A 22667-nucleotide genomic window follows, 5' to 3' on the forward strand; every position below is an offset into this window, starting at 1 on the left:
CAGCCACCTGTTCAACGCCTTCCGATATTTCCGAGACGGTATTGGCTGTTGCTTGCACTTCATTCGTCTGCGTAGAGACGCGTTGGGCAATCGTTGAAATATTATCCGTAATGACGTTAATGGCTCCTTTATTTTCTTGCGCAAATAGAGTCAGCTCATCTGTCGCTACGTTCAGTTGTGTAGCTTGTCCCTGTACAAGGGCAATCAGCTTGCGGAGTTCAGCCGCCATGTCATTCATTTTGCGGCCAACCATAGCCAGCTCGTCATTGCCGTTTACTTTTACGTTGATATTAAAATGTCCGGCGCCGATTTGATCCATATCCCGCGCTATCGCGAACAGAGACATTCGAATCCGGTTCGCAAACCACCAGATCGCCCAAACCGAGAGTCCGATGATCGGCAAGCTGAAGAGTACGAAGTACAGCCACATTCCGTCAACTTCACCATACACCTCGTCAGTTCCCGTGGACAAAACGACATTCCATTTCAACAATGGGATCGGTGCAAAAGCTGCAAATGAATCAATTCCATGATCCGAGTACAATAAGCTGTTGCTTGTCTCATGCTGCATCAGGGCAAGCATCTCTTCATAATCCTTGTCACCTGCCAGCACGAGCTTGTTGTTGTTAGTTGGATTTTGATGGGCCACAACCAGACCATCTTGTCGAACAACAAATGCGTAGCCATTCTCCATGAAAGAGATCTCAGGAATCTTTTGAATCATTTGGTCAATTGTAAAGCCAACAACGAACAACCGGCTCGTATCATCCGCCTTTTCCCCTATGGGTGTCGCAATATAAAGAAAACTCTTGTTGCTGCCTTCAACGATTTCTTCATCAGAAACGACCAAGGATTTCGTCGTAAGCGCTCTTTGGAAGTATTGCTTTTGCTTGAAGTCAATCTCATTTGTCCCGGTCAAGGAGTACAGGGATTTCCCGGTAGCCGTGTCGATCAAATAGATTCTGGATACTTCTTTATGCGCCTGGCGCAATAAAGTAAACTGTTCCATGATTAGTGGCTGCAACTCTGTCATCATCACACGTTTGGTTGCCGCCGATTTGGTGGAGTTCACAATCGCTTTTATGTCATCTTCCATGCTATTCGCATGCTGGTCAGCCAGCATTTTTGCCTGATTAGAGGTAATGCTAAACAATGTTGATTTCGAGAAGGAAAGGGCTATGTATTGCAAAGAACCGATAATAATAAGTACAAGAATTAGACCAAACACAATCATCTTTGTAGCAAGAGAGCCTTTAAGCTTTTCCGTTGCTACTTGGCTAGTCAGGTTTACTTTTTTTATGAGATTCGATATTCCCTCCTTCTTTTTCCATCGTGGCGACAAAAATTTACTCATGCTACTTGCCCCCTTTATCACTGCTACAATTTTCCAGTGCAAGAACTCCGAAAAAATACCCCTGAAAAAACTGCCTCTGGGTACAATACCCATTTTTTTCAGAGGTAAAACCTCCCTTATGAAGGGAAACGAGTTCCGGGCTGCACGAGTAGCCTCGGAACTCGCTATTTGTAATTGATTTAGTTATACAAATGACAGGCTGCGAAATGTCCTGGCTCTACTTCTTTCCACACAGGTACGGATGCAGCGCATTCCGGCATTGCTTTCGGGCAACGGGTACGGAAATGGCAACCGCTCGGTGGGTTCATTGGGCTAGGTACATCGCCTTGCAATACAATGCGCTCACGGTTACGCTCAATTTCTGGGTCTGGAATCGGAATCGCAGACAACAGCGCTTGCGTATACGGATGGAGCGGCTTTTCATACAAAGCATCACTTTCTGCCAGCTCAACCATTTTACCCAGGTACATAACCGCTACACGGTCGGAAATGTATTTTACCATGGACAAGTCATGGGCAATGAACATGTAGGTCAAGCCCATTTTTTCTTGCAGCTGTTCCAGCAAGTTTACAACCTGTGCTTGTACGGATACGTCCAAAGCAGAGATCGGCTCGTCACACACGATGAATTTTGGCTCTACTGCCAATGCACGGGCAATTCCGATACGTTGGCGCTGACCACCTGAAAACTCGTGTGGGAAGCGGTTCATATGCTCAGGATTCAAGCTCACCAAGGAAAGGAGCTCCTGGATGCGCTCTTTGCGCTTCTGACCAGTCGCCAGTCCATGAATATCTAGCGCCTCGCCAATAATATCCCCGACTGTCATACGCGGATTCAAGGATGCGTAAGGGTCTTGGAAAATCATTTGCATGTTGCGGCGCATCGCCTTCATTTCCTGCTGGTTCAAATTCATGATGCTCTTGCCTTCAAACAGGACGTCCCCTTCAGTCGCATCATACAGTCTCAAGATGGTACGACCGGCAGTGGACTTTCCACAGCCTGACTCTCCTACTACGCCCAATGTTTCTCCACGTTTGATCTCAAACGAGATATCATTCACAGCTTTCAGAGTATTATCGCCAATTGAAAAGAACTTTTTCAGATTACGTACTTCAATCAAATTTTCACGTTTATCCACTGATATCCCTCCTTCTACGCACGGTTCTGAGCAAGCGGATGCTGAAGCCAACAAGCTGCTCGCTGAGTCGTACTGATGTCGTTCAGCTCAGGATCGATCTCTTGGCACACACGCATCGCAGATTCGCAACGCGCGGTGAATCCACAGCCAACTGGTGGACGAAGAAGGTCTGGCGGCGTACCAAAAATCGGTGTCAGTGGCTCGTCACGGTTCAAGTCAAGACGTGGTACCGAGCGAAGCAAGCCTTTGGTGTAAGGGTGTTGCGGATTGTAGAAAATATCGTCAACTGTTCCTGTCTCGATCACTTTTCCTGCGTACATAACAATTACGCGGTCACACATCTCAGCAACAACACCAAGGTCATGCGTGATCAAGATAATGGAAGTGCCTGTTTTCTTTTGCAAATCTTTCATCAGGTCCAAAATTTGCGCCTGAATCGTTACGTCCAAAGCTGTCGTCGGTTCATCCGCGATCAACAGCTTCGGCGAACAGGCGAGGGCGATCGCGATCATCGCACGTTGACGCATACCCCCAGAGAACTCGTGTGGATATTGCTCCACACGTTTCTCAGGTTGCGGAATACCAACAATGGTCAACAGCTCAATGGCACGATCACGTGCTGCAGATTTCGACATGTTTTGGTGTTTGATCAAGCCCTCAGTAATTTGGCTACCGATGGTCATTGTTGGGTTCAAGGAAGTCATCGGATCTTGGAAGATCATCCCGATATCTTTACCGCGGATCGATTCCATTTGTTTTTTCGACTTCTTGACGATATCCTCGCCATTGAAGAGAATTTGACCTTGTTTAATTTCACCTGGAGGCATAGGAATCAGCTTCATGAGGGTTTGAGCGGTTACGGATTTACCGCAACCGGACTCCCCTACAATCGCTACAGCCTCTCCGCGGTTGACGTGAAAATTCACACCGCGGACTGCTTTTACTTCACCTGCATACGTATGGAAGGATACATGCAGGTCTTTTACATCAAGAATGCGTTCCATAACGACTATCCCTCCTATTTACGCAGGCGTGGGTCTACTGCATCGCGCAGACCGTCACCGAACAAGTTAAATGCCAAGATGGTCAGGGAAATAAAGATTGCCGGGAATGTCAAACGCCATGGATAGTACTTCATGGCCGGCAAGCCCTCATTGGACATCGTTCCCCACGATGCAATCGGTGCCGAAACCCCTAACCCGATAAAGGACAAGAAGGATTCTGCGAAAATCGCGGAAGGTACAGTCAAGCTCAACGTTACGATGATTGGACCCAAAGCATTAGGAATCAAGTGTTTGAAGATCAGGCGGTTAGCGTCAGCACCAAGGGAGCGCGCTGCCAGTACAAACTCTTGGTTTTTCAATTGAAGGATCTGACCACGCACAATCCGGGCCATACCGATCCATCCCGTTATCGTCAAGGCAAGAATAATCGTTCCAACACCAGGCTCTAAAACAACCATCAACAAAATAACAACCAGCAGGTAAGGAATCGCAAACAAGATATCTGCGAAACGCATCATCATTTCATCTACTCTACCGCCATAAAAACCTGCGATACCGCCCCAGATCACACCAATGATCAGGTCAATAAACGCTGCGGCAAGACCTACTTGCAGTGAGATACGCGCTCCGTACCAAATACGCTCAAATACGTCACGACCTAGGTCATCTGTTCCAAACCAGTGTTCAGCAGACGGCTTTTTGTTCTTGCCAGCCAGATCCGTCGTAAAATAATCTTGTGGAGTTAGCCATGGAACCACAATGGCACATACGATCAACACAGCAATGAAGATCATAGAAATCATTGCGACTTTATTCATTTTCAAACGACGCCAAACGTCAGACCAGAAAGAGAGACTAGGGCGCTTGATTGCTTCCGCTTGACGAAGGTCAACGGAAATTGGCTCGAAATGTTCTTTAGTCAAGTTTTGCACGTGTCATTACTCCTTTCCTGCGTCCGAAAGTTTGATCCGTGGATCTACCAAGGTGTATGCGATGTCAACAATCAGAATCATCACAACCAGGATCATGGAGTAGAACACGGTCGTACCCATGATTACCGTATAGTCGCGGTTTGTAATGGACAATACGAATTCGCGACCAAGACCAGGAACACCGAAAATACGTTCAATTACGAATGCACCTGTCAAAATACCGGCAATCAGTGGACCCAGGTAAGTAACAACTGGCAAGAGCGCATTACGGATAGCGTGTTTTACTGTAATGGTAAAAGTATGCAACCCTTTTGCTTTTGCTGTCTTGATGTAATCTTGCCCCATAACTTCAATCATATTGGAACGCGTCAAACGCGCGATAAATGCCATCGGTGATGCGGCGAGTGCCAATGATGGAAGGATGGTGTATTCGAATCCTTCCCATTTCGCGATTGGAAACCAGCCCAAATTAATAGCGAAAATGTATTGGTAAAAGGACGCCAAAATAAAGCTTGGTACCGATAATCCCAAAACGGCGATGACCATCGCGGAATAGTCTTGCCATCTATTATGGTTTAGCGCTGCGATAACCCCTAGCGTAATCCCACCAAAAATAGCGAGCAATAAAGCTTGTGCTCCCAAGTGAGCAGAAACTGGGAAACCACGATTAATCATGTCATTAACAGTTGAAGATTTCTCCGTAAACGACGGACCGAGTTCCCACGTTACAACACCTTTTAAATATTCAAAGTATTGTTCGTGCAGCGGCAGGTTCAGCTTGTACTTTGCCTCTAGTGCTGCCTTAATTTCCGGCGGGACCTGCTTCTCGGATGTAAATGGACCACCTGGTACTGCTTTCATGATGAAGAAGGTGGCCGTTACAATTAAGAAGAGCGAGATGAGCATAAAAATGATGCGCTTACCGAGATAACGGATCAACTAACTTACCCCCTTGGTAGATTTTTGATTGCTTTCACGTCCCATGTTTACACTGCGGAACGCTGCCGACACAGTGTAAAAATCGGCTGTGTAAATAACCCTTAGATCTCTTGCAGAAAAGCTTCTCTCTCTATTTTCTCTTTGCTGGCAATCATGCCAGCTGGTATTTATGGGAAGGGCTTGCATGGCAGAGAGTATATGCAACAACCATATACCCTCTGCCGCAAATCCCGTTTCCTTCGTTATGAAATTACTCGATGTATGCGCCTTTCCAATCCACGTCACCCAGGCCAGTTTGGTGAACGCCTTTCACTTCTGGCTTCTGTACCCAAGATTGCGTATAGAAGTAAATTGGCATGATTGGCATTTCATCCATCAGGATTTGTTCTGCATCTGCCAAAATTTTCTTACGTTTCTCGAGGTCTGGCTCCTGAGCGGATTGGTTCAACAACTCTTTATATTTTGCATTTTCCCAACGTGTATCGTTGTTTCCACCCATTTTATCCTTGTAGAGCTCCAGGAAGTTGATTGGGTCATTGAAGTCACCCAGCCAGCCCATCCGTCCAATCTGGAAGTTACCCTCATGCATATCTTCGAGGTATACCTTCCATTCTTTGTTCTCGAGTTTCACATCTACGCCGAGATTTTTCTTCCATTGGTCTTGGATGGCCTCAGCAATCTTCTTGTGAGCCTCAGATGTATTGTAGGACAAGGTAATCGGTGGCAACTTGCTCAAACCAACCTCTTTCAGCCCCTCTTCCAAAAGCTTTTTCGCATTTTCAAGATCTTTGTCTTTGAAATAGCCATTTGGATTCAGCACCATGGATGGAGGAACAGCGCCTGTTGCCGGGATTTGACCCGTTTGGAGAATGTTGTCGATCAAGCCTTGGCGATCAATCGAGTAAGCAAATGCTTTTCTCACTTTAATGTTATTAAATGGCGGCTTTTCGGTATTGAACTTGTACCAGTACGTACCAGCAATTGGATTCGTTTGAATCTTGCCTTGCTCTTTCAATGCTGGAATCGCATCTGTTGGCAAAGCACTCATAGGTGCGCCAGCCCAGTCGATTTCGCCATTTTCGAACATGGAGAGCTCTGTATTTTCGTCTTCTACCATGGAGAATTCGATTTTGTCGAGCTTTACATTGTCTTTATCCCAGTAATTTTCGTTCTTCACGAGCACCATCTTGCTCTTGTGCTCCCAAGATTCTATTTTGAAAGGTCCGTTACCGACGTGCGAACTTGCTTCGCCTGCCCACTTCGGATTTGCATCAATTACTTTTTTGTTAACTGGGAAGTAAGTACGGAATGCGAGCAATTCCAGGAAGTATGGAGTCGGATTCTCGAGCTTAACTTCCAGCGTCTTTTCGTCTAGTGCCTTCACGCCTACTTCATCAAGCTTTGCTTCGCCCTTGTTTGCTTTTTCACCATTCTTCACGTAGTACAGCTGATATGCGTAGTTGGAAGCTGTTTTTGGATCGAGAGCACGCTTCCAAGCATATTCAAAGTCATGTGCTGTTACAGGATCACCATTGCTCCATTTCCCTTCTCTGATTTTAAATGTGTAAGTTAGCTTATCATCAGAGACGGTATAGCTCTCAGCAGCAGCTTCATGCGGCTTATCGTCGGTACCAATGCGGGTCAATCCATCAAAGGTTGCCAAGATAATAGCGCCTGAAGTCGTGTCCTCTGCGAGGCCTGGATCAGTTGTAGGTGGCTCGGAGTGCAGGTTCATTTTTAAAACTTGTGGCTTCTTCTCAGCAGCTGGAGTTGCAGGCTGTGAAGGTGCTGTTGTTGCAGGTGTTTCTCCTGTCGGTGGAGCGGCAGTTGGTTGACCTCCTCCGCACCCTGCCAGGGCGGTTCCTAATACAGCAATCGAGCTCACAAGTGCAAACACATTCTTTTTCAACGCAATAACCCCCAGTACGTTTTTCTTTTTTGTCTTTTTTCTGAAAATAAAGGACGAAAAAAAATGAAAACTACGCGAAGCTGCTTGACTTCGGCTGGAAGGCATCAACCCCTTTCATTGCAGGGTCACCTCGTCGTCTTGAACGAAAGAGAAGGTGTCTTTGTACTGCTTCAGTTCCAGTGAAACGTCCGCAGCCGCAATTCCTTCAATTTGAGAGAGTCGTTCATTAACAAAGGTGATCAGCTCATCATTACTATGGAAACACGCTTGGATAATCAAGTCGTGCTTACCGCTATAAGCGCCTACAAAACGTACTGCAGAAAATTTGCTTAATTTTTCTGCCACTTCTTTCTGCAAACCTAGCTTTGTTGTTAACCCGATGATAACCTGCACATGTAATCCTAATTTCTCTGGATCGGGTTGAATTACGAATTGGAAGACTCCGTCTTGCAAAAGACGAGTGATGCGCGATCGAATTGTTCCTTCGCTCACGCCTAATTGATGGGCGATTTCTGTATATGGGATACGCCCATCTTCATGGAGGATTTGCAGAATCTGTCTGTCGACATGGTCCAGCTTTTTCATAAATACGATTTTCTGGGAACCTCCATCATTTTTTTACGAATTTCGCAATAATCTTTTACAAACAGTCTAATACAATAAAAGTAATCGGAAATGATAGCGGTGTCAACGAAATTTGACAAGTAGAATTATAAAACTTTATAAAGTCAATCCGAACAGTAAAATATTTTTTATATAATAAAAAATGACTTATATCTTACTATTGAATATGAAAAACTAGATTTAATCAACAATATTTTTTCGAGAAACTGTATTTTTACTCATAAAACAAGGCGTGCGCATGTGCTGTGCACGCCTTGTTTTATTTGATTGATCAACTAATAACCTGACGTTCTATACTTCGATAATTTTATAAATCAACGGTTGTTCTCCGTCGATTGCCGTCGAAATTCGGAAGGCACCTTCCATTTCTTTCAACGCATTTTGCAGAAGATGGTCTTCGTTGGCATGGATCGTGACCAAAACTTCTCCAGCCTTCACCTGATCCCCGCGTTTTTTGTGCAGAACAAGGCCTACTGCCAAGTCAATTGGCATTTCTTTTGTCAATCTGCCAGCACCCAAGACAACAGAAGCATGACCGATCGCTTCCGCATCAATCGCGCTTACAAAGCCGTCCTGTTCAGCTGTAACGGTATGAATGATCTTTGCTTGCGGCAGACGAGCCAAATCATAGACGTCCTGCTTATTGCCGCCTTGAGCCTCTACCATTTCCGCCAGTTTATCCACTGCTTTTCCGGAAGCCATCAGATCTTCTAGCTTCTTACGACCTTCTTCCACATCAGTAACAAGCCCACCCATAACAAGCATGCGGGAGCCAATAGCCAATACCAGCTCGTTCAAATCGCGAGGACCCTTACCTGCAAGTGTCTCCACCGCTTCTTTCACTTCCAGTGCATTGCCCACAGCAAAGCCAAGCGGCTGGTTCATATCGCTGATAACCGCCACCGTTTTACGTCCTACTTGGCTGCCGATTGCAACCATCGCATTTGCCAATGTTTCTGCCTCTTCAATGCTTTTCATAAAAGCGCCCTTCCCTACTTTTACGTCAAGCAGGATGGCATCTGCCCCAGCGGCAATCTTCTTGGACATGATGGAGCTTGCAATCAACGGCACAGCCTCTACAGTAGCTGTCACATCACGCAGAGCATACAGCTTCTTGTCTGCAGGTGTCAGGTTGCCAGACTGCCCAATTACGGACACGCCAATATCACGCACCTGCTGCAAAAATTGCTCGCGTGTGCGTTCTACTTCGAATCCCGAGAAGGACTCCAGCTTGTCGATGGTGCCTCCTGAGTATCCAAGGCCTCTTCCAGACATTTTTGCCACAGGAATACCTGCTGCCGCTACCAATGGCGCAACAACAAGAGTAGTCTTGTCCCCTACTCCGCCTGTACTGTGCTTGTCTACCTTAATTCCTTGCAGGGAAGACAGGTCAAGCTGTTCGCCTGACCCTGCCATTGCCAAGGTTAGATCTCCTGTCTCTCTCGCAGTCATGCCACGGAAAAAGACTGCCATTGCCCATGCGGACATTTGGTAGTCAGGAATACTTCCATCTGTATAGCCTGTCACCAGAAATTGAATCTCTTCTGTTGTCAGTTCTCCGCCATCACGTTTTTTGGCGATCATATCGACCATACGCATTGTTAATCCCTCCGAATCCGTTACTTACATCTTGGCTACGATACCGTTTACCAGAGCCAGGAATTGAGATTTTACCTTTTCTGTTGTTTCCATTACTTCATCATGGGACAGAGGCTGTTCCAAAATACCTGCTGCCATGTTGCTAATGCACGAAATACCAAGCACCTTAACACCCATGTGTCGTGCCACGATTACTTCTGGTACAGTGGACATCCCTACAGCATCCCCACCCAACAGGCGAAGCATACGGATTTCAGCTGGAGTTTCATAGGTAGGACCTAGCAGACCTGCGTATACACCTTCACGGAGCTGGATTCCTTGCTCGGACGCAACTTCATGAGCCAGCTTGCGTAGCTGTTTGGAATAAGCCTCAGACATATCTGGGAAACGCGCTCCCAATTGTTCATCGTTTGCACCGATCAATGGATTGCGGAACGTCATGTTGATGTGATCGGAAATCAGCATGAGGTCGCCTGCATTGTAGCCTTCGTTAATTCCGCCAGCCGCATTGGTCACAATAATGGTTTCTACGCCGAGCAGCTTCATGACACGGATTGGGAAAACAACAGCATCCAGACCGTGTCCCTCATAAAAGTGGAAACGACCTTGCATCGCAACGACTTGCTTGCCTTGCAGCTTGCCAATCACGAGTTGTCCTTTGTGGCCGACAACGGTGGACACAGTAAAGCCAGGAATTTCATGATAAGGAATGATCACCGGATTTTCGATCTCATCCGCCAAAACACCCAGCCCTGATCCCAGTACGAGACCAATGGTTGGTTTTTCTGTTAGTTTCGGTTCGATATATGCTACTGCGTCATGGAAATTTGCCATTTCAACTCTCTCCTTTTTTTGTGTTTCTTCTATTATATAAATGTTTATTTTTACTTAACCTTTATAAATGATTGAGGAAGCTTTTCCCAATCACTGGAGCAGTTACCCCAAAATTGTCTGCGATAGTCGCACCCAAGTCTGCAAATGTTTCACGGATGCCCAAATGTTCTCCAGCTTGAATACCCTTGTGATAGACAAGCAACGGAACGTATTCTCTCGTATGGTCACTGCCATGGTGTACAGGATCGTTTCCATGGTCTGCCGTGATTACCAGCAAATCATTTTCTTGTAGCGCTTCCAAAAGCTCTGGAATGCGAGCGTCGAACTCCATCAAAGCCTGACCATACCCTTCTGGATCGCGGCGATGACCGAACTTCGCATCGAAGTCCACCAGGTTGACAAACGAAAGACCCGTAAACGATTGTTTCATCGTGCCCAGAATTTGATCTACACCGTCCATGTTATCTTTGGTTCGGATAGATTGGGTAACGCCCTCTTCTGCGTAAATGTCGCTGATTTTGCCAATGGCAATAGAAGCAAGGTCAGCATTTTGCAGACGATTCATGACTGTCGGAGCAAATGGCTTCACGGAATAATCGTGACGATTTGCTGTACGGCTAAAATTACCTGGCTGTCCAACAAATGGACGCGCAATGACACGAGTAACAGCGAACTCATCACGAAGCGTCAACTCACGAGCTACCTCGCAAATATGGTACAGTTCTTCAAGCGGAACAACCTCTTCGTGTGCTGCCACTTGGAATACACTGTCCGCAGATGTATAGACAATGACTGCACCCGTATTCATATGCTCTTCGCCAAGCTCGTCGAGAATGTCCGTCCCAGAAGCGACCTTGTTCCCAAGCACCTTGCGGCCAATACGTTGCTCAAATTCTGAGATCAGCTCTTGTGGAAATCCGTCTGGATACGTGTTAAACGGAGTAGACACATGCAGACCCATGATTTCCCAATGACCAGTCGTCGTATCTTTCCCCATGGAGATTTCCTGCATTTTCCCATAATGGGCCATAGGAGTTGCTACTGGCTCAACGTTTTGGAGAGGTGCTATATTTCCCAAACCTAATTTTTGCAAGTTGGGCAATGAAAATCCAGCAACTCGTTCCGCAATATGACCTAAGGTGTTCGCTCCTGTATCATTGAACTTAGGCGCATCAGGTTGTTCGCCAATCCCTACGCTGTCCATGACGATCAAAAAAACTCGTGAATACTGCATCTTAACGCCTCCTGTTTACCAGTCATTCGAATTCTATAATCAAGTCGTCAGACGTCTGACCTGATTCAGAAAATTTTTCTCCGCCCGAAAATCAGGCGGAGTCGATCGTTTTTTCATACTCATGCTCGCGGATGCGTCTTGGCATAGATGTCCTTAATCCGCGTTCTGGTCACATGTGTGTAAATCTGGGTGGTTGAAATATCAGCATGCCCAAGCATCTCTTGAACAGAGCGCAAATCGGCTCCATTTTCCAGTAAGTGAGTGGCAAAAGAGTGGCGTAGTGTATGGGGAGTAATCTCTGCACGGATGTTTGATTTTTGGGCATATCGTTTAATAATTTTCCAAAAACCTTGCCGTGTAATTTGTTTGCCCAAGTGATTCAGAAATAATGCATTATCGCCAGTTCCTTTTACCAGCTTGGGGCGCCCTGCCTGCAAATAGTGGCGTACCATTTGAATGGCAACAGAGCCTAACGGAATGATTCGCTCTTTTGATCCTTTTCCCAAGCATTTGACAAAACCCATATCCAGATTCACATCAGCACAATCCAGATTGACTAACTCCGAGACACGAATGCCTGTCGCATATAGAAGCTCAAGCATCGCCTTGTCCCGCAGCCCGGCAGGATGATTGACAGGAGGACTTTCCAAAAGACGTTCCACTTCCTCAACAGAGAGCACCTTCGGCAAGCGTTTCTCGATCTTCGGTGTTTCTAGATGAATGGATGGATCTTTGTCTATGTATTTATCCCGAATGAGAAACTGATAAAACGCTCGTATCGATGCCATATTGCGAGAAAGCGTTGCTGTAGCACGTCCTTTTTCCCGTAAAACAAGCAAGTAACCAATGATGTGCGTCCGAGTAGAATCCTCTATTCGAGCAACACCTTGCTCCTGTAAGTACGAGGTAAAGGCCACCATATCCCGTTGATAGGATTCCAGGGTATTTCTCGATAACCCTTTCTCCACAGTCAGGAAATGAATAAACTGATCAATCAGACTGTCCATGAAGCTGTCCCCTTCAGCTGATAAGTATCTTGTATTGCTTTCCACAAAGAAAAAGAAACTCCTGCTTCTCCAGATAAAAAACTCAAACTTGCATTACTCTCCTGTTAAAAAAAAGAGCTGTAGTCGTGCGACATATCCGTCAAAATCCTGTGCCTGAGAGGTATTGATGACTTTAACTACCTTCACCGCATTCCCATGTGGTTCATGATAAGGGTTTGCCGGAAGAAATTTGTCCGCCAGCAAGGTAATGATGCCGTAGGAGAGCAAAGTGCAGGTAATGAAAAGAAGCAAAAAACGAAGACCCTCCATCAAGCGGCGATAAGAGACCTTCATCCGTGAGCCTCCTTACAGACTTTCTTTCATTTATATGCACTTGTCCCTTGCTCCATTCGGATCGATCCTCTCTTAGGATTCCACAGGAATAGGTCTGCCATTACAAAAGCTCCCAAGGAAAAAAGAAAAACTTCTCCGTTCCCAGAGAAGTCGACTTTATTTGAAGTCCTCCACGTTCACTTTATCTACACAACGATTGCAGATCCCGTAGAAGGTCAATCGGTGGTCGGTAATATAAAAGTTGTAAACATTCTTGACTTTCTCTTCTGCTGTGACAAGCAGATCTTCAAAAATTTCATCCACCGTACCACAATTGAGGCAAATGAGGTGATGATGGTGATAGGCAGCATTATCATCTCGAAGATCGTAACGAGCTACGCCATCGCCAAAATTCATTTTATGAAGGATCTTTAGTTCGCTCAACAGCTCTAATGTCCTGTATACGGTAGCAAGCCCGATTTCCGGTGCTTTATCCTTCACCAACAAGTAAACATCTTCCGCACTCAAGTGATCTTCTTCATTCTCCAACAACACGCGAACAGTGGCTTCACGCTGTGGCGTCAGCTTGTAGTTCTGTGAATGCAACTGCTGCTTAATTTTCTCTAATTTTTCTTCCAACATTAATGCCCCTCCCCGCTCGCATGAAACCTGTTCCTATTATAGTAGAGGGGCATTGAATAAGTCAAATGCATAAGTTCTTACCTGAGAATTATTCTTAATTAAGTACAAGCTGCATCAGCCTAGGGGAAATGAAGGTTTCAAACAAGGCTGCAATCGTCAAAATCGCCAGCATGCTAAGAACAAGAACGGTATAGCCCATAAAATGCGGCATGATGACATCCCTTTTGCTTAGCACTCTCGTTCGTATGAGTCGAAGAGAAAACGAAATTCCGCTGACACCCACAATAAAAAGGGCAGGGACGACTAATAAATTTTGCGGAAGAACACCCACCATGGCAAATGTTACGCCTTGCCATTGGAGTTGACTCACCAAAAAACCGACGGTGAAACCAACCACGACTCCTTTTAAAAAGAGCATCAACAAAATCATAGGCAACCCAATAATGGATAATCCTAGCACCCACATGATCGCTATGGTTTTGGCATAATGACCAAACGCCTGCTGAAAATGAGCACTGGTCTCAGGGATTCCATCACTGCCAAGACTGTTGAAAAAATATTGCAGAAAACCGTACAGCTCCTGCTTCTGTGACAATGGCAGTGAATTGACGAGGACGGCTCCGAAAATAATGCCCATCGTAAACAGGACGATCGTGAACCAGTAGAGTGACTGATGTTCTCTCGCATAGGATTGGATAGTTTGTCCGACTCGTGAATGCACGCTTCGTCGCCTCCCGCTTGGCTGATTACTGTACAGCTTATGCGGACGAGTTCTCCCCTATGACAACCTACATCGGGACGATCTTCCCGTAGGTACCGGCGCCCCCTTTTTGGACGGATAGCTTTCCCTCTCGTGCTCGCACGATAAGCGAAGCGATTTTCTCTCCGACAACATGGGTGAGCTCTTCTTCATTCACACGATGCAATACGTTCATCTGTGTACCAAACGACCGATACAGCTTGTCCAACAATTTCGGACCGATTCCCGGAATGAATTCCAACGGGATTTGCTCGATATAAGGAGGACGGAACGCCGGATGCTGGCCGGCCTCTACATCCGCCAGCTGATCAATGCGCGCTGCAACCCCTCGCACAATTCGTTGGAAGCCACATTCCGGACATTTGCCTGAGGCATCCGCGGCGAGTAAAGACTGGCATCCTTGGCACGCCGTCTGATGATACTTGCCAAGCTCAGGGTGCAGACCGTAGTTCATATGAACTCCTCTGCCACCGATACGCTTAATTGCTTTCGCCCACTCTGCGAAGGAGCGCTCTAGCATATACATCGCTTGATATTCCCGGCCTATCTTCGCCAGAGAATGGGCATCTGAGTTGGTAAGAAAGGTTTTGTCATGCAACTCGGATATGCGGTCCGCCATCATGGTATTCGCACTCAATCCCAGCTCAACCGCATAGATGAGCGAATGATCGAGCACTTCCGCCATCGAATCCGTACAGCTCCCATACAACCCTTTATGCGGCGTAAAAATATGTGCGGGGATCAAGAGGCCCTGTAATTGATCGACACAGGCTTGCATTTCCCTAAGGGATGTGTAGATACGCTGAGAACTTAATTGCACATTTTTGCAGCGTTCTGACAGCCACGCAGTAAATTGCTTCATTTCTTGCAGCTTCGGCAGATAAACGAGAAAATGAGCTGCACCACGCCCCGGCTCCTTGATTTCTACTTCGCACCCCAAGATTAGCAAGGTATCTTTGTAGGAAATTCCTCCATCTACCAGTTCATTGGCACATCCCTTTTCCAACAGATCTACCAGCTCATCCTGAACCTCCGGTGAATGTGCATCAATAATCCCGATGACATCCATCCCTTTTTTATCTGAAGCTTCCTCCAAAATTTTGGTGAGTGTCATTTGGCGAGAAGCCGTTATTTTCACAGGTTTACCCGTCCACGTACCGCCGATGTGAATATGCATGTCGCAAAAATACGAAGTGAGCATGGTACTAGCCACGTTCACGCAGCATTTTGTTTTCCCAAGCAAACAATGCTACGACTGTCTTGGCATCACGAATTTCTCCACTTTGATGCAGGGCATGCGCTTCTTCCAGTGTTACTTCCAGCACATCAACGAACTCATCCTCGTCCGGCTTGCTTTCTCCTTTTTTCAAACCAGTCGCCACAAAAACATGTAAAATTTCATCCGCGAAGCCTGGCGATGTGTAAAAAGAGCTGAGTGGTGTGTACTGACTTGCAACGTAGCCAGTCTCTTCCTCCAGCTCACGCATCGCACATGCAAGCGGCTCTTCCCCTGGCTCCAGCTTTCCTGCTGGTATTTCCACGATCGTACGCTCCAATGGCTTGCGGAACTGTCGAACCACAACCATTTTGTTATCATCTGTGATCGGCAATACGGCAACCGCTCCTTGATGATTCACGATTTCTCGCTTGGCTGTATTGCCATTGGGCAGAAGCACCTCATCCACCTTGACCTTAATAATTCTTCCGTCATAAATCGGTTGACTGGAGATGGTTTTTTCATACAAGTGATCATATTTATTCACTGTCGATATCATCCTTTTTTCATGAAGTCGTTCTAAATCGTCGATTCCCTCCATAAGTTGGGAGCATAGAGCTTGTCCACCTTATTGTATCGGAGGAGATCATGAATGAAAACATATGTTAGCGAAAAGCAATTGCGTATGGTCGGGAAAGCTTGGGAGATTAAGGCTGCACTTCGTTCCTGGTCAAATAAAGACCTAACGCTTCAAGATTACTTGATGAAGCGGGCGAATGCGGGGCGCCGTTAACGGTTTGGACGATGTAGTCCAGACTATTTGCCACAAAATCGGCAGCCATCCATGCTGTCTGAAAAGGGGAAGGGTCCTCTTGCCAATTTCGACCCATCGTAGCAAAGGACAAGCCATACCCCTTTTCCAGTGCTGCCAGTTCTGATTGGTCCGGGACTTTTCCCTTTATGAAAATATGCTTCCCCACAACTTCTATTGTTTTCATTTGCCGTGAAAGGACTTCATCTCTTTCATCCCCGAAAATCGGGATTGTAACCAGGGCAGGACAGAGAGCAAATCTGTTTACTATTGATACAGTATGATGACTGACACCGTAATGCCTGGTACGTGGGTCTCCAAAACTGATTCTGGGAATAAAAAAGGGCGTTCCTCCGAGAGTGGACACGGCATGAATGACCTCGGCTAACTGAATTCCTGAGAAGCCATAAGATGTACCCGTACCTGCTACCCCAGGTCCCAGCATACAAACAATGATATCGGAATGCTCTACATGGCGTGCTGCCAGCAAGCCACTATGAATCGTCAACGACTCGCGATCGCCGCCCCACGCATGACCTGTCGTCACTGTCGCAGCCAAGCTCCCAATTGCTTTTAATTGATGGACGTGCTGGCTCAAAGCAATCGGCAAGGATGCGCCGTCTGGCATGACATATACGATACGGGCATTTGGATTTTTTTTATGCAAAGCAAGGACAGCAACAGGTAGAAGACTGTGCAGCTCGCCAATCAAAACAGGGGTACCTTCCAAGGATAAATCTTCTTGGACAAACAAAGGGTGGTACGGGCTGGTCTGTTCTTCTACCGAGTCAACCGCGAGCTGCCATGGTGAGTAGCGCATTTTCATGACATGCCCCCACTCATTCGGAAGGACATCGGTTTCCTCCGGTTGAGTAACCTTTCCTACGACAAAATGATACCCGCCTGTCCCCAATTCAAGTCGAACAGCGGTTGTATTGATTAAAAGTAAATCGCCACTTTTATAATCCTCCTGCAAAAAAGACAACACTCTCTCCATTTTGTATCCAGCAACCGATTCTGTCCGGACTTCGAGTATCTGCATCCCTGGTTGCTTTTCCAGAACTTTTTGGACCGTCCCCACCGCCAAACGGAGCACTCAGCTTCCCCCTTTCATTCCTGCCTCGTCCCCGAGCTTTCTATTCAGTCTATGATAAACAGTGGTTGTCTCAATCATGCAAACGAGTAAGCAAACGAACAAAAAAGGCCGGGACCCCCTCGCAAGGAGATTCCGACCCTCTTTGGTTACTCTTGTACTTCTGCAATAACAGCAAGCACCAGCTCAGCCGCTTTGTTCAGTTCAGCGATTGGCATACGCTCGCTTTTTGTATGGATTTCTTCATAGCCGATGGCAAAGTTTACGCTTGGCACGTTGTAGCCGTTAAATACGTTACCGTCGCTTCCGCCGCCGCTTGCAACCAGCTCAGGATTGCGGTCAACACGTTTAACTGCTGCAATCGCTTTTTGTACAACAGGCGTTTCTTCGTTGAATTTGTAGCCGTGGTACATAAAGATAACGTCATTTTCGCAAGTCGCACCCATCTCGGCTGCCACTTCTTCAAATGCTGTCGTCATTTTCTTCACTTGCGCTTCCAGCTTGTCCATAACCAAGCTGCGAGCCTCGGACCAAATTTCCACATAATCCGTTACGATATTGTACGCTTTTCCGCCTTCAAAGCGACCGATGTTTGCAGTTGTGTCCGCATCGATACGGCCCAGTGGCATACGGGAAATTGCTTTACTAGCGACTGATATAGCACTGATGCCATCCTCTGGATTCACACCTGCATGCGCTGCTTTCCCGTGGATTTTGGTTACGATGCGATATTGACCAGCACCAGCTACTGTGATTTTTCCAACCGGACCTTCCGAATCCAGGATGAAGCCCATTTCTGCTTTCAGCAGGCTGGAATCCATTGCGCGGGAGCCTACAAGTCCTGACTCTTCTCCCACCGTCAATACGACTTGGATCGTTGGATGTGGCAAGTTTTGCTCTTTCATGCTGCGAATGCCTTCAAAGATCGCCGCGATTCCTGCTTTGTCATCCGCACCGAGGATCGTCGTTCCATCGGAATAAATGTAGCCATCGCGAATTTGTGGCTTGATTCCGTTTCCTGGTACAACCGTATCCATATGACTGCTAAACAGGATGACTGGACCTTTTCCAGTACCCTCCAAGGTTGCAATCAGATTGTTGGCACCATGTCCGGTTTTCGCTGCTGCGTCATCCTCTTCTACGGTAAAGCCCATCGCAATCAGTTTTTCTTTGAGCACCTTGTTGATCTCTGCTTCGTTCTTCGTTTCACTGTCAATTTGGACGAGCTCTAAAAATTCATTTAACAAACGCTCTTGGTTGATCGTACTCACACTCGTTACCTCCTGATCGTACTGCCCGATTTTGGTACATATTCACAAGTTCCAGTATACCGCAAAAAAATTTTTTCTACTACGTAAACGCCTATGATTCTTTCGGATATTGGCATAGCTCATACAAAACGCCATTCGCTGCCTTCGGATGCAAAAATCCAATCAACGCATCGTGCGCACCCGCTTTGGGGACTTCGTGAATCAGCGGTACACCTTGCTCTTTTAATGTGGCTAGACGACCCGAAACGTCATCTACATCAAAAGCAATGTGGTGAATGCCTTCTCCGCGTTTTTCCATAAATTTTGCTATCGGACTCTCATCACTCAACGGCTCTAGTAATTCAATATGACTTTCCCCGATCTTCAAAAATGCCACTTGTACTTGTTCGCTCTCTACGATTTCGGTTCCAACCAACTCCAATCCCAATTGCTCGGTATAAAAGGGAAGCGTCTTTTCCAAGCTTTTTACCGCAATGCCGATATGGGCAATTTTTTTCGGTGCGCTCACGAATCATCATCCTTTTGTAAGTGGTTGTCTCATTGGCTACATTTCGGTACAATTTCAGCATGGGCGAAAAAAAGAAAGCCAATGATATCCTTTTCTTCATTCTAGCACAGCCACTTACAGAATCACCTGATAATTTCCTCTACCTTGAAAGGAGGTTTGATTAGAATGAGACACCAATCGCTCTTTGCAAAAATCCTGATCGGTATTCTAATACTCTCACTCATCGTTCCCACGTTTTTTTACTTTCAATAAACGAGTGATGATAAACAATTAAAACCCCTTTCCGACCGAAAAGCGGAAAGGGGTTTTTCGTTTGTCCCAGCTAGTTTTTATTTATAAACGTATACGCTGGAAGTTTTCGCATCCCAGCCGACTTTGTAACCAAGATTATCCGTAACGGTACGGATCGGAATCATTGGCATGCCGTTTTTGAGGACAACAGGTGTTGGCAGTTGGATTTCCGTTTTACCTACTTTTGCTGTTTTCGACCCAACTGTAAACTTCACGACTTTGGTTCCACTGATAACAGCAACACTTGTATTGTTCCATTGCGTAGTCAGTGCCAGTGCTTCTTTAAAGAATTGAGCTGGAACCATGGTCGTATTTCCATCTGCAATGTAAGGAGCTACAGAGAGAGGATACGTTTTGCCATGCAGGTTGAAATTTGCTGTATTTACTTTAAAGGAAGCCGAGTTCGCTGGTATAGTTGTCGATGGTTGTTGCGGCTGTTGTGGTGTTGACGTTACAGGCTTTTGTTGAGGCGGGGAAGCCATACCTACACCAACAGCACGAGCAAACAGCAAACCTCTTTCTTCGGAAGTAAATACGCTGATGCTATATGTGTTTTTCACAGCAGGGTTTACGATGTTCGCTGCTGGATTGATCACGATATTAGCGTTCGTTGCCGCAGGAATATCCTGAGACGGATAAATCAGAACGTTTTGTCCACGAACAGCAACAAAATTCGCACCTACACCATTCACAGAGATGTTAGCTGGCGCGATGTAAGCCGGTACCTTGTAGCCTACCGGGAAGACGATCTCGATGAAATCGCGTTGCTTTTGCAGACCAACACCCAATCCCTTGATTGCCACGTTCAGCCCCGTCTGCTTGCCAATTGCATTTTGTGTCAATGCGATAGTTGCGGTGCTGTTGTTCGTACTTGTATTTGGTACAGGTACTGGATTTGTTGGGTTGGTTGGGTTGGTTGGCGTCGGGTTCACCGAAGAACCGCCGATGCTGAAGGACTTGGATTCCAAAGTTCTTCCGGAAACAGTAGCCTTCAACGTGTAGCTTCCTGCCGTTTTTGGATTCGAAATCCACGCTCCGTAAGTAACTTCAACCTTCACTTTGCTAGTCGCTTTGAAGCCGGTTGGTGCAACCAAGGCAACTCTGTTTCCGACTGCAGTCGCTTTCCTCGCTGATTTTCCATTGAGCAAGAAGTCTGAAGCTGTCAAAATACCTGGTACCATATCAGAGGACGGGAACTCAAGAATCAGTTCTCCATCTTCTTTCAACTCTTTGCTACCGAAGTCAGCATCAAAGGTGTAGCTAGTGCGAGCTCCTGCGCCTGGATCAGACAGATTTACCGTAAAGCTGTCGGAAGCACTGCTATTGCTGGAACCGTTTTTCGTAATTTCGAATTCATCTGACTCATATGTCGTACCATCGTATTTCACTTTGAAAACATATTTGTCGCCGGAGCTAGGATTCTCAATACCAGCAGATTTGTCAAATTCCAGCGTAATGTAATCATCTGAGTCTGCTCCACTCGGAATCTTGATATCTACCGAGCTACCGCTAATGCTAACGGATTTCGCTGTAGTACCATTTACTTTTACATCGTCTTCATCAATGCTCGAAGGCAACATGCCTTTCTCCGGGAAAGTGACGGTAATGGTGGAGTTCGTCTCCAGCTCATCGCTACCTTTCAGAGAAATTTTGCCGAGTTTCAGGCTTACTTTTTCGCCTGCTGCTTTGCTGCTCAACGTTACGCTGTAATCGTTTTTGGACTTGCTACTGCTGCTGGAGCTGCTTTTTTTGATCTCAACTTCGTCTGTGTCAGAGCTCTCATTTTCGGTTTCTACGCTTACATCATATGTACCCTTATCGTCAGGATTTGTGATCCCGCTTTTAATGGTAAACGAGATTTTTTCTCCTTCATCAAAATCCTCATCCACCGTGATAGTCACTTCATTGTCATCCACTTCAACTTTTTTGACGTCAATACCGTCAATATCTTTCTTACTGATACTATCATCCACATCGAATTCATCGTCGAAATCAACCGTGATGGTATCTCCGCTCGACAGATCTTCTTCTAGCGTGAATTTAATATCATAGTCACTTTCTTTCCCGGCACCATCGTTATCAGCTGATACATCCAATTTTTCAATAGCATATGCTTGCGGTACTGCAACAAAAGGTGTAGCGGCCAGCGCTGATGCCAGCACTATTGGTAGTGCTTTTTTACTTTTCTCCATGTTTTTCCTCCCATATTTACCGTTAATCTGGAAAATCTCTCTAGCAGGACGCTACCAGTCTACCACAAATGCTATCTGGTGGGAATCTCTTCTAGATCATTTATGAGACTTACTGGCTCCAATTGGTAAGACGAAGATGTCTCGGAAAAAGTTACATACGTAATGATCGATTTGGAAAAATTTTTTGAAATTCTTTTATCAAAAAAACCAGGTCTTTACTTGACCTGGTTTTTCCACACCCTAGTAAAGCTTGGTATCCGGTCCTACATTCTCAAGCTTTTGCTTCACACTCTGCAGGAATCGTCCACATATCAGGCCATCCAGCACGCGATGATCCAAGGACATGCACAGATTGACCATAGAACGCACTGCGATCATGTCGTTAATGACGACAGGACGTTTCACAATGGACTCGACACTAAGAATCGCAGCTTGCGGAGCATTGATAATCGGCTGGGACAAAACGGAGCCAAAGGAGCCTGTGTTGTTAACCGTAAAGGTCCCGCCTGTCATGTCATCCATCGTCAATTTCCCTGCACGGGTGCGTGCTGCCAGATCATCGACTGCCTTAGCAATGCCAAGAATTGATTTTTGGTCAGCATGCTTGATGACAGGAACATAGAGGGCATCTTCCGTGGCTACTGCGATGGAGATGTTGATGTCCTTTTTCACAATGATTTTGTCATGTGCCCATGTGGAATTGATCATCGGGTACTCTTTCAACGCTTCCACGACCGCTTTGATAAAGAACGGCAGGAACGTGAGGTTGAGCCCTTCTTTTTTCGCAAATTCGCCTTTTACCTGATTACGGAAGTTAACGAGATTAGTCACGTCTACTTCGACCATCGTCCAAGCATGTGGAGCTTCATGCTTGCTCTGTACCATCCGGTTTGCAATCGTACGACGAATAGACGTTACAGGTACAACTTGATCACCGCTTGCAACCGGAATATCTACAGAAACAGCAGGAGTTGTAGCTGATGCTGCCGGTGCAGG

21 protein-coding genes are annotated in these 22667 nt (G+C 46.2%); all 21 read right to left on the reverse strand.

What is annotated here, in order from left to right; translation table 11 throughout:
* On the reverse strand, positions 1-1354 hold a 1354-nt coding region (locus tag PMI05_RS09955), incomplete at its 3' end, for a methyl-accepting chemotaxis protein (protein WP_007720688.1).
* A gap of 179 nt (positions 1355-1533) precedes the next feature.
* Positions 1534-2493 carry an ABC transporter ATP-binding protein gene (locus PMI05_RS09960; protein WP_007720691.1) on the reverse strand — a complete coding sequence of 320 codons (960 nt, stop codon included), beginning with the start codon at positions 2491-2493 and terminating at the stop codon, positions 1534-1536.
* 14 nt (positions 2494-2507) lie between these two features.
* Positions 2508-3497, reverse strand: coding sequence for an ABC transporter ATP-binding protein (locus tag PMI05_RS09965; RefSeq protein WP_007720695.1), 990 nt, complete (start codon positions 3495-3497; stop codon positions 2508-2510).
* A gap of 14 nt (positions 3498-3511) precedes the next feature.
* The gene (locus PMI05_RS09970; protein ID WP_007720708.1) at positions 3512-4429 is read right to left on the reverse strand and encodes an ABC transporter permease; all 918 of its coding nucleotides are present in this window, start codon (positions 4427-4429) and stop codon (positions 3512-3514) included.
* Positions 4430-4435: 6 nt separating this feature from the next.
* Positions 4436-5368, reverse strand: coding sequence for an ABC transporter permease (locus PMI05_RS09975; RefSeq protein ID WP_007720711.1), 933 nt, complete (start codon positions 5366-5368; stop codon positions 4436-4438).
* 250 nt (positions 5369-5618) lie between these two features.
* Positions 5619-7277, reverse strand: coding sequence for a peptide ABC transporter substrate-binding protein (locus PMI05_RS09980; RefSeq protein ID WP_007720714.1), 1659 nt, complete (start codon positions 7275-7277; stop codon positions 5619-5621).
* 114 nt (positions 7278-7391) lie between these two features.
* Positions 7392-7862, reverse strand: coding sequence for an Lrp/AsnC family transcriptional regulator (locus tag PMI05_RS09985; RefSeq protein WP_007720718.1), 471 nt, complete (start codon positions 7860-7862; stop codon positions 7392-7394).
* Between the two features lie 330 nt (positions 7863-8192).
* Positions 8193-9500, reverse strand: a complete 1308-nt coding sequence (locus PMI05_RS09990) for a pyrimidine-nucleoside phosphorylase (protein ID WP_007720721.1) — start codon at positions 9498-9500, stop codon at positions 8193-8195.
* A 24-nt stretch (positions 9501-9524) separates the two neighbouring features.
* Positions 9525-10334: a purine-nucleoside phosphorylase gene (locus PMI05_RS09995; protein ID WP_007720725.1), complete on the reverse strand. Its 810-nt coding sequence runs from the start codon at positions 10332-10334 to the stop codon at positions 9525-9527.
* A gap of 61 nt (positions 10335-10395) precedes the next feature.
* The gene (gene deoB, locus PMI05_RS10000; protein WP_007720728.1) at positions 10396-11568 is read right to left on the reverse strand and encodes a phosphopentomutase; all 1173 of its coding nucleotides are present in this window, start codon (positions 11566-11568) and stop codon (positions 10396-10398) included.
* Between the two features lie 119 nt (positions 11569-11687).
* Positions 11688-12575 carry a site-specific tyrosine recombinase XerD gene (xerD, locus tag PMI05_RS10005; protein WP_039960542.1) on the reverse strand — a complete coding sequence of 296 codons (888 nt, stop codon included), beginning with the start codon at positions 12573-12575 and terminating at the stop codon, positions 11688-11690.
* A gap of 93 nt (positions 12576-12668) precedes the next feature.
* Positions 12669-12908, reverse strand: a complete 240-nt coding sequence (locus tag PMI05_RS10010) for a YqzK family protein (protein ID WP_007720735.1) — start codon at positions 12906-12908, stop codon at positions 12669-12671.
* 156 nt (positions 12909-13064) lie between these two features.
* Positions 13065-13529, reverse strand: a complete 465-nt coding sequence (locus PMI05_RS10015; protein ID WP_007720739.1) for a Fur family transcriptional regulator — start codon at positions 13527-13529, stop codon at positions 13065-13067.
* Between the two features lie 94 nt (positions 13530-13623).
* Entirely contained in the window at positions 13624-14250 is a 627-nt protein-coding gene (spoIIM, locus tag PMI05_RS10020; protein ID WP_007720742.1) for a stage II sporulation protein M, read from the reverse strand.
* A gap of 67 nt (positions 14251-14317) precedes the next feature.
* Entirely contained in the window at positions 14318-15490 is a 1173-nt protein-coding gene (locus PMI05_RS10025) for an endonuclease Q family protein (protein WP_007720745.1), read from the reverse strand.
* A 4-nt stretch (positions 15491-15494) separates the two neighbouring features.
* The gene (locus tag PMI05_RS10030) at positions 15495-16052 is read right to left on the reverse strand and encodes an NUDIX domain-containing protein (protein WP_007720749.1); all 558 of its coding nucleotides are present in this window, start codon (positions 16050-16052) and stop codon (positions 15495-15497) included.
* A 160-nt stretch (positions 16053-16212) separates the two neighbouring features.
* A complete protein-coding gene (locus PMI05_RS10035; protein ID WP_007720752.1) occupies positions 16213-17412 on the reverse strand; it encodes a DUF3866 family protein in 1200 nt (399 codons plus the stop codon).
* 146 nt (positions 17413-17558) lie between these two features.
* Complete coding sequence (locus PMI05_RS10040; RefSeq protein WP_007720755.1) at positions 17559-18680, reverse strand: M20/M25/M40 family metallo-hydrolase; 1122 nt, start codon at positions 18678-18680, stop codon at positions 17559-17561.
* 91 nt (positions 18681-18771) lie between these two features.
* The gene (gene mce / locus PMI05_RS10045; RefSeq protein ID WP_007720758.1) at positions 18772-19188 is read right to left on the reverse strand and encodes a methylmalonyl-CoA epimerase; all 417 of its coding nucleotides are present in this window, start codon (positions 19186-19188) and stop codon (positions 18772-18774) included.
* A gap of 329 nt (positions 19189-19517) precedes the next feature.
* The gene (locus tag PMI05_RS10050) at positions 19518-21671 is read right to left on the reverse strand and encodes a copper amine oxidase N-terminal domain-containing protein (protein ID WP_007720761.1); all 2154 of its coding nucleotides are present in this window, start codon (positions 21669-21671) and stop codon (positions 19518-19520) included.
* 240 nt (positions 21672-21911) lie between these two features.
* The coding region (locus PMI05_RS10055; RefSeq protein WP_007720764.1) for a dihydrolipoamide acetyltransferase family protein at positions 21912-22667 on the reverse strand (756 nt) is incomplete at its 5' end.

The sequence above is a fragment of the Brevibacillus sp. BC25 genome, from assembly GCF_000282075.1.
In the GTDB taxonomy this organism is placed as follows: domain Bacteria; phylum Bacillota; class Bacilli; order Brevibacillales; family Brevibacillaceae; genus Brevibacillus.

Excerpts from the sequence above, each read along its gene's own strand:
- xerD (WP_039960542.1), bottom strand. The coding sequence starts at position 12,575 with ATGGACAGTCTGATTGATCAGTTTATTCATTTCCTGACTGTGGAGAAA.
- PMI05_RS09985 (WP_007720718.1), bottom strand. The coding sequence starts at position 7,862 with ATGAAAAAGCTGGACCATGTCGACAGACAGATTCTGCAAATCCTCCAT.
- PMI05_RS10050 (WP_007720761.1), bottom strand. The coding sequence starts at position 21,671 with ATGGAGAAAAGTAAAAAAGCACTACCAATAGTGCTGGCATCAGCGCTG.
- deoB (WP_007720728.1), bottom strand. The coding sequence starts at position 11,568 with ATGCAGTATTCACGAGTTTTTTTGATCGTCATGGACAGCGTAGGGATT.
- PMI05_RS10015 (WP_007720739.1), bottom strand. The coding sequence starts at position 13,529 with ATGTTGGAAGAAAAATTAGAGAAAATTAAGCAGCAGTTGCATTCACAG.
- PMI05_RS10025 (WP_007720745.1), bottom strand. The coding sequence starts at position 15,490 with ATGCTCACTTCGTATTTTTGCGACATGCATATTCACATCGGCGGTACG.
- PMI05_RS09965 (WP_007720695.1), bottom strand. The coding sequence starts at position 3,497 with ATGGAACGCATTCTTGATGTAAAAGACCTGCATGTATCCTTCCATACG.
- PMI05_RS10010 (WP_007720735.1), bottom strand. The coding sequence starts at position 12,908 with ATGAAGGTCTCTTATCGCCGCTTGATGGAGGGTCTTCGTTTTTTGCTT.
- PMI05_RS09990 (WP_007720721.1), bottom strand. The coding sequence starts at position 9,500 with ATGCGTATGGTCGATATGATCGCCAAAAAACGTGATGGCGGAGAACTG.
- PMI05_RS09995 (WP_007720725.1), bottom strand. The coding sequence starts at position 10,334 with ATGGCAAATTTCCATGACGCAGTAGCATATATCGAACCGAAACTAACA.